Origin of the sequence: Stenotrophomonas sp. P2112 (genome assembly GCF_041897515.1) — a bacterium.
In the GTDB taxonomy this organism is placed as follows: domain Bacteria; phylum Pseudomonadota; class Gammaproteobacteria; order Xanthomonadales; family Xanthomonadaceae; genus Stenotrophomonas; species Stenotrophomonas sepilia.
In genome coordinates this window covers 1,360,342-1,374,325 of sequence record NZ_CP169216.1, presented here as the reverse complement: position 1 = coordinate 1,374,325, position 13,984 = coordinate 1,360,342, and the positions used below count along the sequence as shown (strand labels likewise).

14 protein-coding genes are annotated in these 13,984 nt (G+C 67.1%); 8 read left to right on the top strand and 6 right to left on the bottom strand.

The window, feature by feature from the left end; all coding sequences use genetic code 11:
* Positions 1-16: 16 nt before the first annotated feature.
* The gene (locus tag ACEPA4_RS06400; protein WP_014036469.1) at positions 17-238 is read left to right on the top strand and encodes an RNA-binding S4 domain-containing protein; all 222 of its coding nucleotides are present in this window, start codon (positions 17-19) and stop codon (positions 236-238) included.
* 11 nt (positions 239-249) lie between these two features.
* Here ACEPA4_RS06400 and ubiM read toward each other — a convergent pair whose 3' ends face one another.
* The 4 genes from ubiM to ACEPA4_RS06380 all read right to left on the bottom strand — a co-directional run bounded on the left by ubiM (position 250) and on the right by ACEPA4_RS06380 (position 3,676).
* Positions 250-1,428, bottom strand: coding sequence for a 5-demethoxyubiquinol-8 5-hydroxylase UbiM (gene ubiM / locus ACEPA4_RS06395; protein WP_262090879.1), 1,179 nt, complete (start codon positions 1,426-1,428; stop codon positions 250-252).
* Between the two features lie 79 nt (positions 1,429-1,507).
* Positions 1,508-1,897, bottom strand: a complete 390-nt coding sequence (locus tag ACEPA4_RS06390; protein ID WP_262090878.1) for an MAPEG family protein — start codon at positions 1,895-1,897, stop codon at positions 1,508-1,510.
* 11 nt (positions 1,898-1,908) lie between these two features.
* A complete protein-coding gene (locus tag ACEPA4_RS06385) occupies positions 1,909-2,454 on the bottom strand; it encodes a DUF4019 domain-containing protein (RefSeq protein WP_005415810.1) in 546 nt (181 codons plus the stop codon).
* Positions 2,455-2,512: 58 nt separating this feature from the next.
* Positions 2,513-3,676, bottom strand: a complete 1,164-nt coding sequence (locus tag ACEPA4_RS06380) for a hypothetical protein (protein WP_262090877.1) — start codon at positions 3,674-3,676, stop codon at positions 2,513-2,515.
* Between the two features lie 426 nt (positions 3,677-4,102).
* Between ACEPA4_RS06380 and ACEPA4_RS06375 the strand changes: the two genes are divergently transcribed.
* The 3 genes from ACEPA4_RS06375 (at position 4,103) to ACEPA4_RS06365 (ending at position 7,730) form a co-directional block, all read left to right on the top strand.
* A complete protein-coding gene (locus ACEPA4_RS06375) occupies positions 4,103-5,581 on the top strand; it encodes an AlkA N-terminal domain-containing protein (protein WP_374083023.1) in 1,479 nt (492 codons plus the stop codon).
* Positions 5,578-6,069, top strand: a complete 492-nt coding sequence (locus ACEPA4_RS06370; RefSeq protein WP_005415806.1) for a methylated-DNA--[protein]-cysteine S-methyltransferase — start codon at positions 5,578-5,580, stop codon at positions 6,067-6,069. The genes ACEPA4_RS06375 and ACEPA4_RS06370 overlap by 4 nt, the downstream gene beginning before the upstream one ends.
* Before the next feature lie 410 nt (positions 6,070-6,479).
* The gene (locus tag ACEPA4_RS06365) at positions 6,480-7,730 is read left to right on the top strand and encodes an ectonucleotide pyrophosphatase/phosphodiesterase (RefSeq protein WP_065197076.1); all 1,251 of its coding nucleotides are present in this window, start codon (positions 6,480-6,482) and stop codon (positions 7,728-7,730) included.
* A gap of 132 nt (positions 7,731-7,862) precedes the next feature.
* Here the strand turns inward: ACEPA4_RS06365 and ACEPA4_RS06360 are convergent, their stop codons facing one another.
* Entirely contained in the window at positions 7,863-8,042 is a 180-nt protein-coding gene (locus ACEPA4_RS06360; protein WP_004150462.1) for a 30S ribosomal protein THX, read from the bottom strand.
* Between the two features lie 110 nt (positions 8,043-8,152).
* A complete protein-coding gene (locus ACEPA4_RS06355; RefSeq protein ID WP_005415804.1) occupies positions 8,153-8,566 on the bottom strand; it encodes a MerC domain-containing protein in 414 nt (137 codons plus the stop codon).
* A 135-nt stretch (positions 8,567-8,701) separates the two neighbouring features.
* On the opposite strand from ACEPA4_RS06355, the gene ACEPA4_RS06350 reads away from it, so the two are divergent.
* The 4 genes from ACEPA4_RS06350 to ACEPA4_RS06335 all read left to right on the top strand — a co-directional run bounded on the left by ACEPA4_RS06350 (position 8,702) and on the right by ACEPA4_RS06335 (position 13,977).
* Positions 8,702-10,909: a TonB-dependent receptor gene (locus ACEPA4_RS06350; RefSeq protein WP_111176297.1), complete on the top strand. Its 2,208-nt coding sequence runs from the start codon at positions 8,702-8,704 to the stop codon at positions 10,907-10,909.
* 169 nt (positions 10,910-11,078) lie between these two features.
* Positions 11,079-11,516, top strand: a complete 438-nt coding sequence (locus ACEPA4_RS06345) for a hypothetical protein (protein WP_139726917.1) — start codon at positions 11,079-11,081, stop codon at positions 11,514-11,516.
* 221 nt (positions 11,517-11,737) lie between these two features.
* Positions 11,738-12,304 carry a TetR/AcrR family transcriptional regulator gene (locus ACEPA4_RS06340; RefSeq protein ID WP_005415802.1) on the top strand — a complete coding sequence of 189 codons (567 nt, stop codon included), beginning with the start codon at positions 11,738-11,740 and terminating at the stop codon, positions 12,302-12,304.
* Complete coding sequence (locus ACEPA4_RS06335; protein WP_065177464.1) at positions 12,304-13,977, top strand: MFS transporter; 1,674 nt, start codon at positions 12,304-12,306, stop codon at positions 13,975-13,977. Before ACEPA4_RS06340 ends, ACEPA4_RS06335 begins: the two co-directional genes overlap by 1 nt.
* Positions 13,978-13,984: the final 7 nt, after the last annotated feature.

The window sequence follows — 13,984 nt, the reverse complement described above, 5'->3', positions numbered from 1 at the left end:
CAGGACCCCTCGCTCCATGCAGATTCTCGAATTCGACCTCGACGGCGACTACGTCGAACTCAAGCAGCTGCTGAAGCTGGCCGACCTGGTCACCAGCGGCGGCGAGGCCAAGATGGTCATCAGCGAGGGCCAGGTGCGGGTCGATGGTGAGGTCGAACTGCGCAAGGCCTGCAAGATCCGCGCAGGCCAGGTGGTCGAGTTCGCCGACAGCCAGATCCGCGTGCTGGCCGCTGGCTGATCCGAGAGTGTTCAGGCCACGCGCTGGGTCAGGTGCGAGGCAATCAGCTGTCTGAACGGTGCCACGCCCTGCGCCACGCGCAGGCCCGCGGCCCGCAGCAGGCGTGCCGGGCGGCGATCGTCGGTGTACAGGCTGGCGATCGCATTGGTGGCCTCGTACAGCGGCCGCGACGCCAACCGATGACCGCGCTGGTAGCTGGCCAGCATGCCGGCGGCGGCAAAGTCGGCACCGCGCCGCTGCTGCGCGGCGATGCCCTGTGCCAGCCGCTGTGCGCTGGCCAGTCCCAGATTGAAGCCGTGCGCGGTGACCGGGTGCATGCCCACCGCGGCATCGCCGATCAGCGCGGAACGCTCGCCGACGAAACGGTGCGCGTACACACCTACCAGCGGATACGCCTGCGGCGTGGCCACCGGCTGCATGCGGCCCAGCCGATGCTCAAAGCAGGCACTGATGGCATCGCCGAAGGCCACCTCGTCCATCGCCAGCAGTTCTTCGATCTGCCGCGGCGGCAGCGTGATCACCGCCGATGCCTGGCCCTCGTTGAGCGGCAGCAGCGCCATGGTGCGGCCGTAGCCGAACCACTCCCAGGCCGTGTGGTGATGGTCGCGCTCGACCTGCATGCGGCATACCAGCATCGACTTGCCGAAGTCGCGCATCTGCGCACCGATGCCGAGCATGCGGCGGGTGGCGGAGAAGCGGCTGTCAGCCGCGACCAGCAGTCGCGCGTGCAGTTGACTGCCGTCATCGAGTCTGACCACGTGGCCCTGCGCATCGGCCTGCACGCCCAGCACCTTGCGCCCATCGAACAGCTCCAGCGCATCCTGGCCCTGCACGGCATCCCAGGCGGCGCGGCGGATCAGGTGGTTGGGCACCAGCCAGCCCAGCGGCTGGCCATCAACCTGGCTGCTGGCGAAGGTCAACGCGAACGGCGAGCCGCCGTTCATCACCCTGGCATCGCGCAGCTCGGCGACTTCGGCCTGCGGCAGGCGCTGCCACAGCCCCAGTTGCTCCATGCTCTGCCGCGAGGCATGGGTCAGCGCGATCTCGCGGCCATCGAAGGCGGCTTCGGCCAGGGCCTGGCGCGGCTGCACTTCGACCAGCCCGACCTGCAGGCCACTGCCGGCCAGCGCACGCGCGAAGCACAGGCCCGCCGGTCCAGCGCCGACCACCACCACGTCCATCCTGCGCATGCGCGCCTCCTGCCGTTGATTCAGTCCGGGCCAGCATAGCGCCGCGCGCATGACTGGCCTTGATCTGGATCAGGCCCGGCTACAGCAGTGCGAACACCAGCGCCAGGATCGACAGCAGCGATACGAGCCAGACCAGGCTGCGCAGGTAGGGCACGCCTGCGGCATACAGCGGCAGGTAGACCACACGCGCCCAGACGTAGGCCTGCGCAGCCAGCGCCGTGGTGTCGTTGCTGCGCCCGGCCACGACCACCGCGATGGCGGCAGCGGCGAAGAACGGGAACGTTTCCAGGAAGTTGGCCTGCGCACGCTGCAGGCGACCGGCCAGCGCGCTGAGCGGCTTTGCATCGCCATCGCGTGCCGAGGCATTCCACTTCATCCCGCGCTCGCGGGTGACCACGGTGGAGGTGGCGAAGATGTAGACAAAGCCCAGCAGCACCGACCAGGCCAGCATTGTCAGCTCAGTTGCCATCGTTCATCTCCTCAGGGTGCCGACGCGCGCAGGCTGTAACCGGCCAGGCGCCAGACCTGGTCTTCGTCGAAGCGGAACGAGACCAGCTCGCGCACCGGCTGCGCGCTGTTGGCGAAACGGGTCGGGAAGCTGACGTTGATGTACAGCCCTTCCGGCACTGCGGCGCCGGGGCTGTACTTGACCCGGGTGATGGTCGGCTGGCCACGCCCGGCCAGCGCACCCAGGCGCGTGCGCTCGGCGGCCAACTGGCTGACGAAGGTGGCTTTCGGCACCGCACGGCGCGCGACGGCCGAAGCGCCATCCCACAATTCGCCGGCGCGGTTGGCATCGACCAGCTGCGCCGCCTTCAACGCAGCCGCGCCCATTTCCGCGTCCTGCTTCTGCACCTGGGCCTGCTGCGCAGCGGTCAACGCCGGGGCACCGGCAGTGGCGGGCTTCGCAGCCGCCGGCGATGCGGGGGCCGGGCGTGCCGGAGCTGGTGCAGGCGTGGCCGGCGCAGGTGCCTGCGCCAACGCAGTCAGGGGCAGCAGGGACAGCAGCAGGAGCACGCGCTTCATGGACACCGCCGGTTTTCTGGAGAGAACCGCAGTCTACGCCAGCGCGGTGACTATGCTGTCAGCGTGCCGGGGCGTCGCCCTCCACCGCTGCCGCATCAGCCTGCGCGGCGGGCGCGGCGGCGTTCCCTGGCGCCTGTTCGGCCACCGGCGGGGGCTCCGGCGGCGCTGGTGGCAGCGTCGCCACATCGATCTCCGACAGCGGGCTTTCGTCGGGACAGACCGCGTCCGGGAAGCCGAAGCGCTGCTTCAACGCCTGGCCACAACTGTTGATCGACTCCATGTCGGCGCCTTCGCGCTTGCACTGCTGGTCGAAGGCGACCAGGAAGGCGTCCTTGCGCTGCACGAAATCGTCGCCGCAGGCACGCATCTGCTTGATCCGTTCCAGATCGTCCTGCACCGCATTGGTGCCATCCAGGCCGTACTGGCGCAGTTCGTCCGGGGTCAGCAGGCGCAGGCTGCGGTTGGGCACGGTCATCATCAGATCGGCCACACCGACCGCCACGCCGTTGCGCTGCAGGTAGTCCTTCACGTTGTCGTAGACCTCGTGCAGCTCGCGGTTGAGCTCGGCGCGCGAGGTGGCCTTGGAGCTGATGCGCATCATGCGGTGGATGCCGACCTTGCCCGACAGCAGGCGGTTGTCGCCGGCGGCCAGCACGAACACGCAGGCGCTGTGGCAGATCGAGCCTTCGCGCACCCAGATGGTCCAGCCCGATTCACCGATGCTGTCACCGGCGACGATCGCCGACTCCACCTGCCCGCCACTGGAATCCAGGTCAAGGATGCGCTTGTGGATCTTCTGCTGGTCGGCCACCACCGCCAGACGCCACATCATCTCGGCGAAGCCCGGATTGATCTTGCCGGCGTAGCGCACGCGCATCAGGCCACGCTCGGCGCACGGGGCCAGGGCCTGGGTGATCTGCTCGCGCTGCAGGCCTTCCAGCTCGACACCGTCGCCAGCTTCGCCGGCGTACTCGGTGCTGCAACTGATCCAGGCGCGTCCATTCTCCAGCTGCGCCTGCGGCCACGGCCGGTCCTGCCGGCTGCGCGGCGGTGCCGGCGGCGGCGGTGCGTCAGCCGCATTGATCGACACCATGTTCTCGCCATCGCTGGACGGCGCCCGCGCGGCCTTGTCGGCGGCAGTCACATTGCCCGGATTCTCCAGCTGGCTGCAGCCCGCCAGGGCCAGGCACAACAGGGGCAACCAGCGGAGTTTGGCGGACATCGGGCAACCGGTCTTCACGTGAGCAAGAGCCACAGTCTACCCGTCCAGGCCGCGCATTCAGTGCGTGGTGATGAACCCCTTCTGACCCTTGGGGAAAAAGCGTGTCGACCAAGGTCGACACCTACCAGAGCGGGATGCCCTTCCGACAGATCGCAGGAACCTGTCGAAGGCGGGGTGGGTCCGGTTGCGGGAGTGTCCGCGGCATGGATGCCGCGGCCAAGCCCCCAAGGACGGGTTTACGGCGTCTCCCGCAACCGGGCCCACCCCGCCTCCCCACAGAAAACCAGCTTCTGCCGTTGCCGTTGCCGTTGCCGGCCAGCGGCCGGCACTACCGCGGGTGCCGGGCGCAGCCCAGCCTGCCCCCCTTTCAGCATCCATGTCCGAATGTGGCGAGTATCGCCGCCCGCGCGGGCCTAGACTGGCGCCATGGACACCGCCCTCGCCCTCGACACCGCCGCCTGCGACCGCGCCCGCCTGGCCCGCGACGCACGCTTCGACGGCGTGTTCTTCACCGCCGTGCGCAGCACCGGCATCTACTGCCGCCCGGTGTGCCCGGCACCGCCGCCGAAGCCGCGCAACATCACCTACTTCCCCACCGCCGCGGCCGCCGCGGCCGCCGGGTACCGCCCCTGCCTGCGCTGCCGCCCGGAATTGGCACCGCAGGCCCAGCAGGCCCTGGCCGGACAGACCGTGCAGCGCGCACTGGCGCTGATCCACGGCGGCTTCCTGCAGGAGCAGCCGGTGGCCGATCTTGCAACGAAGCTCGGCCTCAGCGCGCGCCAACTGCAGCGCCTGTTCGTCGAACATCTCGGCGCAACGCCCGGGCAGATCCACGCAACCCATCGCCTGTTGCTGGCCAAACAGTTGCTGACCGAAACCACGCTGGCGGTGACCGACGTCGCGCTGGCTGCCGGCTACAACAGCCTGCGCCGCTTCAGTACCGCGTTCCTGCAGGGCTGTGGGATGGCGCCGACCGCCCTGCGTCGCCAGCATCAACCGTTGGCTGCAGATGATGGCGGCCTGGTGCTGCGCCTGGGCTACCGTCCACCACTGGACTTCCCACGCATGCTGGCCTTCCTGCGCAAACGCAGCCTGCCCGGCATCGAACTGATCGGTGAAGACAGCTACCAGCGCGTATTGGGCGCGCCGGAGCGCCCCACCCTGCTGCGCGTCACCGCCGATTCGAAGCGCCCGGAACTTCGCCTGCAATTGGGCGCGGTGGATCCGCGCTTGATCCCTGACATCGTGCGCCGCGTGCGTCGCGTGTTCGATCTGGATGCCGACCTGCAGCAGGTGCATGCCGCGCTCGGCGAGGAACCTCTGCTGGCGCGCGGGATCGCCGAGCGCCCCGGGCTGCGCGTGCCCGGCGGCTGGGATGGCTTCGAGGTGGGCGTACGCGCGGTGCTCGGGCAGCAGGTCAGCGTGGCCGCGGCCACCACCTTCGCGCGGCGCCTGGTCGACGCCTATGGCGCGCACCTGCCGGGCATGCCATCCGACTTCGATCGCCAGTTTCCAGCGCCCGAGGTACTGGCCGAGGCACCATTGGAGTCAATCGGCCTGCCGCGCAGCCGCGCCGCCACCGTGCGCGCCCTGGCCGCCGCCTGCGCCAGCAGCCGGCTCGACTTCGGGCCCGGCCAGGCCTTGGAGGAATTCGTTGCGCGCTGCGTTGCACTGCCCGGCATCGGCCCCTGGACCGCGCAGTACATCGCCCTGCGTGGCCTCGGCCAGCCCGATGCCTTCCCGGCCGGCGATCTTGTACTGCAGCAGGTGCTCGGCCACGCGCAGGGCCAGCGCCTGAACGAACGCGCGACCGAAGCGCGCTCGCAACCCTGGCGCCCGTGGCGCGCCTACGCGGTGCTGCACCTGTGGCACCTGTCCGGCACGTTCGTTGGAGAACCGACATGACCCTGTTGTTCGATCGTTTCGACAGCCCGATCGGCGTATTGACCATCGCCGGTGACGAGCGTGGTCTTGCGCACGTGCTGTTTCCGGAGAACCGTCACCCCGCACGCGGGCGCGACGGCTGGCATTACGCACCGGATGCACTGCCGGAGGCACGCGAACAGCTGCTGCAGTTCCTGCACGGTGAACGCAGCCGGTTCGACCTGCAGCTGGCACCACGCGGCACGCCGTTCCAGCTGCGCGTGTGGCAGGCGCTGGCGTTGATTCCGTTCGGCCAGACCTGGAGCTATCTGCAGTTGGCGCAGCACCTGGGCCAACCCAGCGCGACCCGCGCGGTGGGCGCGGCCAATGGCCGCAATCCATTGCCGATCATCCTGCCCTGCCACCGCGTGATCGGCAGCAACGGTGCACTGACCGGCTTCGGTGGCGGCCTGGAAACCAAGGCCGCGCTGCTGCGGCTGGAACAGCGCCAGGCCCCGCTGTTCGCCTGAGAGGGCCGGCCGGGCTGCGCCCGGCACCCGCAGAGGCAACGGCAAGGTCAAGAGCCAATACAGCTCCGATTTTCTACGCGTTGGGTGGGGCGGTATGGGTGGGCAGGACACGCCGTAAACCCATCCATGGGGGCTCGATGGCGCCATCCATGGCGCCAACGGTCCTGCCCACCCACACCGCCCCACCTTCGAAAGATTCCCGCGGCGGCTGGCAGGTGTCGACCTTGGTCGACACGATAGATCCACGCCATGCGTGGATGGAGGTATCTGGAATCTGTCTGGAGAAAAGCCCCCTTCTTGTTGAAGGACGCGCGCCGACAGGCGCGGGGATAAGGAAAAAATGCGCGGACACCGCGCGCGATAGCGCGCCGTGTCTTGGGCGCGTCATTGCGCCGGCTTATCATGCGCGGATGACTTCCGTACGCCTGACCTGTGCGCTGGCGCTGCTGCTGCCCCTGGCTGCCTGCACCACCGCGCCCCCCCCCTCCGCCTCCGTTCCCACTTCCATCGCTGCGGCGGCACCGCCGAAGCTGCTGCTGATCTCCATCGACGGCCTGCGCGCCGATGCGCTGGACCGCAGCCTGACCCCGAACCTGCAACGCCTGATCGATGGCGGCGTGCGCGCACGCTGGATGACCCCGTCCTATCCGTCGCTGACCTTCCCGAATCACTACACCCTCGTTACCGGCCTGCGCCCGGACCACCACGGCATCGTCAACAACAGCATGGACGATGAAGCACTGGGCCGGTTCGAGCTGAGCAATCGCGAAGCGGTTACCACCAGTGGCTGGTGGGGCGGAGAACCGATCTGGGTCGGCGCCGAGAATGCTGGCGTGCGTTCGGCCACCACGTCATGGCCGGGCAGTGAATCGGAGATCCGTGGCGTACGCCCCAGCCAGTGGCGCATCTACGACGGCAAGGAGCCGCTGGAACAGCGCGCCGGCATCGTGCTCGATTGGCTGTCACAGACCGACGCCGATGCCCCCCGCCTGACCACGCTGTACATGGAACACGTGGACAAGGCAGGTCACAACTACGGCCCCGAGTCGAAGCAGTACGCCGACGCCATCGTGCGCGCCGACCAGATCGTCGGCCAGGTGCTCGACGGACTCCAGCAACGTGGGCTGGCCGCAACAACCAATGTGATCGTGGTCTCCGACCATGGCATGGCCAGTGTCCCCGCTGGCCAGGTGATCGCCACCGAATCGATGGTCGACCCGGCGATTGCGCGCAATGTCAGCCAGGGCCAGTCGGTCGGCTTCGCACCGGTGGTCGGCCATGAAGCCGCCGCCGAACGCGCTCTGCTCGGCCGCCACGCGCACTACGAATGCTGGAAGAAAGAAAAACTGCCGGCGCGCCTGCACTACGGCACCCATCCGCGCATTCCCGCCATTGTCTGCATGATGGATGAAGGCTGGGATGCCCTGCATCAGGAAAAGATCGCCAAGCGCGAACAGCAGGACCGCGGCTCGCACGGCTACGACAACGCGCTGCCGTCCATGCGCGCGGTGTTCGTGGCCAGTGGCCCGTCGTTCCGCCAGGGCCTGGTGATCGATGGCTTCGACAATGTCGATGTCTATCCACTGCTGGCACACCTTCTGCAGGTACCAGCCGCGCCGAACGACGGCAACCCGGAAACGCTGAAGAAGACCCTGCGCTGATCCGGTTGTAGAGCCGAGCCCACGCTCGGCTGCATTGCGCCAGCCGGGCATGGGCTCGGCTCTGCAAAATCATGCATAAAAAAACGCGGCGCCAGGCGCCGCGTTTTTCCTTGGACCAGTCGCGCGGCCGGATCAGGCCTTGGCGACGGCCTTCTTCGCCACGGCCTTCTTCGCCGGAGCCTTGGCCACGGTCTTCTTGGCAACCGGGGCGGCGGCGCCTACGGCGACCTTGCTCGCGGTATGCGAACGGGCGTTGCCGTAGCTGGCGTTGTAGCGCTTGCCCTTGGCGGTCTTGCGGTCACCCTTACCCATGTCTTCAACTCCTCAAGTGTGAAATCTGGTTACCCCGTACTGACACGGGTTCGGCGGGGCCGCCTTGCTGGGCGCCCCCGCGCACGATCGAAAATCCTATCATGGAGCGCCTAGTGCGCGCAGCTGGCGTCGTGTACGTGGCCGTGGTTCAGGCGCAGGTTGACCAGATGGGCAACGCCCACCAGCAGGCCACCGATGGTCATCACCACCGCATGCGGCACGGCGTTGTGATGCAGCGGCTCGTACAGCACGCCAGCCCACAGCGCGACCAGGCCGGGGATCAGGAAGCCCAGCGCACGCAGCGCGCCATGGCGGCGGTAACCCCAGACCAGGCTGAACAGCCCAAGCAGGGTCACGAACAGCACCAGCGCCTGTTCAACGCCGTCGCTCAGCCAGAACGACAGGCCCAGCGAGGGCGCTGCCGCCAGCAGCACCGGGATGACTGCGCAATGCACCGCGCACAGCATCGAACCGGTGGCACCGAAACGGTCGAGCAGGTGGCGCAGGCGTGAGGACAAGGACATGACTTCCAGCAGGGTCGGCGAATCGTTATGGAATAATATAACATCCCTTCCCGACCCGCACGCTTTCCCTCCCCCTGTCCCATCGACGGGATTCGTGCGCCCCGCGATTGATACAGTGTAACAAAGGACCCATCCATGCCCGCCCACACCGCACGGCTCAAGCCGCATTCCCTGGCCCTGGCCCTCGCCGCCCTGCTGCCGTCCGTCGCCTTTGCAGCCGGTCAGGACACCGCCCATCGTGACCGCCACCTGACCGAGCTGTCCTCGGTGCAAGTCACCGCGTCGCCGCTGCAGGGCGATGCCGAATCCCTTGCGCGCCCGGTGGAGGTGCTGGCCGGTGAGCGCCTGGACGAACAGAAGGCCGGCACCCTCGGCGATACCGTGGCCAAGCTGCCCGGCGTGCAGAGCACCTTCTTCGGGCCCGGCGTCGGGCGCCCGATCATCCGCGGCCAGGAAGGCCCACGCGTTGCGGTGCTGTCCAACGGCATGGGCAACATGGATGCATCCACCGTCAGTGCGGACCATGCCACCAGCATCGAGCCGTTCCTGGCTGACCAGATCGAAGTGCTGAAGGGGCCGGCCACGCTGCTGTTCGGCAGCGGTGCCATCGGTGGTGCAGTCAATGTGGTCGACGGCCGCATCGCGCGCGAGCTGCCCGAGCGCCCGCTCAGCGGCCGCGCCGAGCTGCGTGGCAATTCGGTGAACAACGAGCGCAGCGGCATGTTCCGCCTCGATGGCGTCAGCGGCAATGTCGTGCTTCATGTGGACGGCCTGGTGCGCAATGGCGACGACTACCGCATTCCCGGCTATGCGGTGATCGACAGCCTGGAAGACCACCACGACGACCACGACCACGACCACGCGGGCGAGGAAGGCGAAGAGCCGCGTCGCGGCCGCCTCGACAACAGCTCCATCCGCACCCGCGCCGGCGGCGTCGGCGCCACCTGGCTGGGCGAAGGCGGCTACTTCGGCGTGTCGGCCAGCACCTACCGCACCAACTACGGCATTCCCAACGGCGCACACGTGCACGCCGACGGCGACGATCACGGCCATGACCACGGCCACGACCACGGCGATGAAGAGGAAGGCGGCGACGAGCATGACGTGCGCATCGACATGGTGCAGAACCGCTTCGAGACCAAGGCCGGCATCTACAACCCGGTCTCGTTCCTGAAGAACATCAACGCACGCGTGGCCTACACCGACTACGAGCACGTGGAGCTGGAGGCCGGCACGCCCTCCACCCGCTTCACCAACCGTGGCATCGAGGCGCGCCTGGAAGCGGTGCAGCAGCAGATCGGTGGGTGGGACGGCGCCTTCGGCCTGCAGTTCGGCAACAGTGATTTCGGCGCCAAGGGTGAAGAAGCGTTCGTACCGGATACCGGTACGAAGAACATCGGCCTGTTTGTACTGCAGGAAAAGCAGTTCGGCCCGTTCAAGCTGGAACTGGGCGGCCGCCACGACCAGGTCAAGCTGGACCCGACCGGTGACTACCGGCGCCGCACCTTCGGCGCCACCAACCTCTCGGCTGCCGGCATCTGGAAGCTCAACGACGCGGTCGACCTGCGCATCGGCGTGGACAGCTCCGAGCGTGCACCCACCAACGAAGAGCTGTACGCCGCCGGCGCGCACATTGCTACCCGTTCGCTGGAGATCGGCGACGGCAACCTGAAGACCGAGCGCGGCCAGCGCGTGGAGCTGGGCATCCACACCCACAGCGAGCGCCTGGACTTCTCCGCCTCGGTCTACCAGACCAAGTTCAAGGACTTCATCTACCTGGCCGACACCGGCGTTACCGAGGGCCTGCCAGTTCGTGCGTGGACCCAGCAGGACGCGGTATTCCGCGGTGCCGAGGCCGAGGCCCTGGTGCACCTGTTCGAGGGCGGCGCCGGTGACTGGGACCTGCGCCTGTTCGGTGACTACGTGAAAGCCAAGCTGGATGGCAGCGGCAGCCGCAACCTCGACATTGCCGTTCCGCATGGCGACCACAACCATAACTACAGCGTGGAACTTGCCAACACCGGCTACCTGCCGCGCATCGCCCCGGCCCGCGTCGGTGCCGACCTGCGCTGGTCGAAGGACGGCTGGCGCGCCTCGGTCGGTGCGGTGCGTTACAGCCGCCAGAAGGACGTGGCGCAGAACGAGGAGCCGAGCGATGGCTACACCCTGGTCGATGCGCACCTGGCCTATCGTTGGGACCGCAACGCCAGCAACAGCTACGAGGTGTTCCTGGATGGCAGCAACCTGACCAACCGCGAAGTGCGTCCGCATACCTCTCTGCTGCGCGACTACTCGCCGCTGCCGGGCCGTGGCGTCGCATTCGGTATCCGCGCGTTCTTCTGATCGGCTTACGCCGTCGGAACATTACCCGAGGGGGCCGAAAGGCCCCCTCTTTTTGTCGTATATGGCATGAACTGGTGAAAGCGGCGCACTACCAATGCGTCACCATCTACTACGCGGCTAGACTCAGCCCGGTATCAATCCAATAGAAAAACTGAGCGGAAACACTTGCATGACCATGAGTCTCGATGCCGAACTGAAAGAACGCATCCTTGCAATCGCCAAATGCGGGAGAACCGCTTGGCTGGCCGGTGACATCGCGGAGGCAGAGCATCGCTTCCTTGAAAGCTGGGACATGATTCCAGAGCCCAAGTCATCCTATGACCACGCCCAGAGTTCATCGTATGGAATAGCAGTTTTCTATCGCGATACCGCCCAGTTTGAGAAGGCCAGAGCGTGGGCGATGGTCGCCAGAGACATTTATGGACAAGGAGAAGCCTCAAGCGAGTACATGGACGAGCTCCTTGCAACGATTGAGTTCGAATCGGGAAACCTTGATGCAGCCTACGCGCTGTTCGAACCGCAGCACCGCAAGTACGGCAGACGTGCCTTTGAGGGCCATGAGAAGGGGTTCATTGATTTCATCAAGAGCAGGAAGAAGGCCAGATGAGCGGATCAGCCACCGGCTAGCCGCATCCGTTCCGGCCCCAAGCCTTTTCATCCACGCATGGCGTGGATCTACAGCAACTCCAGCGGTGGGCCTTCGGGCCCCGTTTTCGTTCAGATTCTCACCATCACGTATCCGTCACAAAGATGTGCGTACCACAACAAGCGGACAATCCCGTCACCCAATGTCTCGCCAATCGGACACTATTGTCCGAAAATAATTCCATGACTGCTCAACGTGCCGATGCTGCTGCCCGCCGTGCCCTCATCCTCGACGCCGCCGATCATGTGTTCGGCCAACACGGTGTCACTGCCCCACTGGACCTGGTGGTCGAACGCGCCCAGGTGGGCCGCGCCACCCTGTACCGCAACTTCCCCGACCGCACCGCGCTGATCCAGGCGCTGCTGCAGCGTACGGTCGACCGCATCCGGCGCCAGGTCGAACAGCTCGGCGACCGCGACGACGCCCTGTTCGAGGTGTTCGAGGGCATGGCCCAGCGCATCATCGATTCGCCGGCGCTGGCCGATTACTGGCGCGCGGTCGATTCGGACGTGCCGGCCATGCGCGCGGCGCGCGAGACCGTGCGCGACCTGCTGGAGGAGCCGATCGCCCGCGCCAAGGCCGCCGGGCTGTGCCGTGCCGATCTGGAGAAGACGGATATTTCACTGATCTCGGGCATGCTGGGCGCAGCCCTGCGCGGCAAGACCCGCGACGAGCGCGCCCACCTCGCCGGGCGCGCCCTGCAGCTGCTGCGCGGGGGTCTCCAGGGAGCAACCAGCGAGGCCCGCTGATGGTCCAGCCGTATCTGAAGCCGGTTCCGGATTGGGAGGAGCACGAGAAGCCGACCATGCCCGGCTCGGCGTCGATGCCCTGGCACCCACCGTACCGGCGTGTGGCTTATGCGCTGGTATCGCTGCTGGTGGCGATCACCGGCGGGCTGGGCAATGCGCTGGTCACTGCCAACCTGCCGTTCCTGCAGGGCCAGCTGGCGCTGACCCCGACCCAGGGCAGCTGGCTGGTGGCGGCCTATGCAATGGTCAATGTCACCGCCAACCTGCTGGCCTTCAAATTCCGCCAGCAGTACGGCATCCGCCTGTTCGCCGAAATCGGGCTGGGCCTGTACGCGGCGCTGGCGGTGCTGCACCTGTTCGTCGGCAGCTTCGAGACCACGATGCTGACCCGTGCCGCCAGCGGCTTCGCCGGCGCGGCCTGTTCGACCTTGGGCACGCTGTACATGCTGCAGGCCCTGCCCCGCCGCTTTACCGGCAACCTGCTGGTGGTCGGCGTCGGCCTTTCGCAGCTGGCGGTGCCGATCGCCTGGATCGTTTCACCAGGCTTGGTGGATACCGGCCAGTGGCACCAGCTGTATTCGTTCGAGGCCGGCCTTGCGTTGTGCGCATTCGCCGCCGTAGTGGTGTTGAAGCTGCCGCCCGGCATCCAGGTGAAGGCCTTCGAGCCGCTGGATTTCCTTACCTTCGCGTTGCTAGCGCCGGCGGTTGCGCTGCTGGTGATCGTACTGGCGCAGGGCTACACCCGTTGGTGGCTCAACACGCCGTGGCTGGGCTGGGCGCTGATCGCCTCGATCGTGCTGTCCACCACCGCCTTCATCATCGAACACTACCGGCGCAATCCGCTGCTGCAGACACGCTGGCTGGCCAGCCTGCCCGTACTGCATTTCATCGTCGGCGCGTTCCTGATCCGCTTCCTGACCACCGAGCAGTCCTACGGCGTGGTCAACCTGATGCGCACGCTCGGCATGGGCCCTGATCAGTTGCGGCCGCTGTTCGTGGTGATTCTTGCCGGCGTGATCACCGGTATCGCCGGCACTGCACTGACTTTCGGGCCCAAACGGCTGATCCCGCAGCTGCTGATGGCGATCCTGCTGCTGGGCGCTGCCGCCTTCTTCGACCAGCACCGCACCAGCCTGGATCGGCCGCACGACTTCTACGCCAGCCAGTTCCTGGCCTCGGTCGGTGCCGGCATGTTCATGGGCCCGCTGATCATGCTCGGCATTTCCGCTGCGTTGAAACAGGGTGTGGACCACATGATCACCTTCCTGGTGACGCTGTCGATCACGCAGACGCTGGGCGGCCTGGCAGGTTCGGCGGTGCTGGGGACCTTCCAGCTGCATCGCGAGCAGTTGTACTCCAGCGCGTTGACCAGCCAGCTCGATCCCGCCGATCCGGTGGTGGCGCAGCGCCTGCGCATCCAACAGCAGCTGTATGCCGCCCAGATCACCGACCCGGTGCTGCGCAGCGCGCAGGGCAGCGCGCAGCTGGCGCAGACCACTCGCCGCGAAGCCAACGTGCGCGGCTTCAATGATGTGTTCACGCTGAGCGGCTGGCTGGCGATCGGCTTCCTGTGCTGGTTGCTGCTGCTGTCGCTGCGCACCGCCGTGCTCAAGCAATGGCGCAAGCGCCACCCCGCCCTTTCCACTGCGGCCACGCCAGCCGCGCCCCGCTGAGTTCTCG

Coding starts and splice junctions, on each gene's coding strand:
- ACEPA4_RS06360 (WP_004150462.1), bottom strand. CDS start 8,042: ATGGGTAAGGGTGACCGCAAGACCGCCAAGGGCAAGCGCTACAACGCC.
- ACEPA4_RS06350 (WP_111176297.1), top strand. CDS start 8,702: ATGCCCGCCCACACCGCACGGCTCAAGCCGCATTCCCTGGCCCTGGCC.
- ubiM (WP_262090879.1), bottom strand. CDS start 1,428: ATGCGCAGGATGGACGTGGTGGTGGTCGGCGCTGGACCGGCGGGCCTG.
- ACEPA4_RS06355 (WP_005415804.1), bottom strand. CDS start 8,566: ATGTCCTTGTCCTCACGCCTGCGCCACCTGCTCGACCGTTTCGGTGCC.
- ACEPA4_RS06380 (WP_262090877.1), bottom strand. CDS start 3,676: ATGTCCGCCAAACTCCGCTGGTTGCCCCTGTTGTGCCTGGCCCTGGCG.
- ACEPA4_RS06370 (WP_005415806.1), top strand. CDS start 5,578: ATGACCCTGTTGTTCGATCGTTTCGACAGCCCGATCGGCGTATTGACC.
- ACEPA4_RS06340 (WP_005415802.1), top strand. CDS start 11,738: ATGACTGCTCAACGTGCCGATGCTGCTGCCCGCCGTGCCCTCATCCTC.
- ACEPA4_RS06400 (WP_014036469.1), top strand. CDS start 17: ATGCAGATTCTCGAATTCGACCTCGACGGCGACTACGTCGAACTCAAG.
- ACEPA4_RS06345 (WP_139726917.1), top strand. CDS start 11,079: ATGACCATGAGTCTCGATGCCGAACTGAAAGAACGCATCCTTGCAATC.
- ACEPA4_RS06375 (WP_374083023.1), top strand. CDS start 4,103: ATGGACACCGCCCTCGCCCTCGACACCGCCGCCTGCGACCGCGCCCGC.
- ACEPA4_RS06335 (WP_065177464.1), top strand. CDS start 12,304: ATGGTCCAGCCGTATCTGAAGCCGGTTCCGGATTGGGAGGAGCACGAG.
- ACEPA4_RS06390 (WP_262090878.1), bottom strand. CDS start 1,897: ATGGCAACTGAGCTGACAATGCTGGCCTGGTCGGTGCTGCTGGGCTTT.
- ACEPA4_RS06385 (WP_005415810.1), bottom strand. CDS start 2,454: ATGAAGCGCGTGCTCCTGCTGCTGTCCCTGCTGCCCCTGACTGCGTTG.
- ACEPA4_RS06365 (WP_065197076.1), top strand. CDS start 6,480: ATGACTTCCGTACGCCTGACCTGTGCGCTGGCGCTGCTGCTGCCCCTG.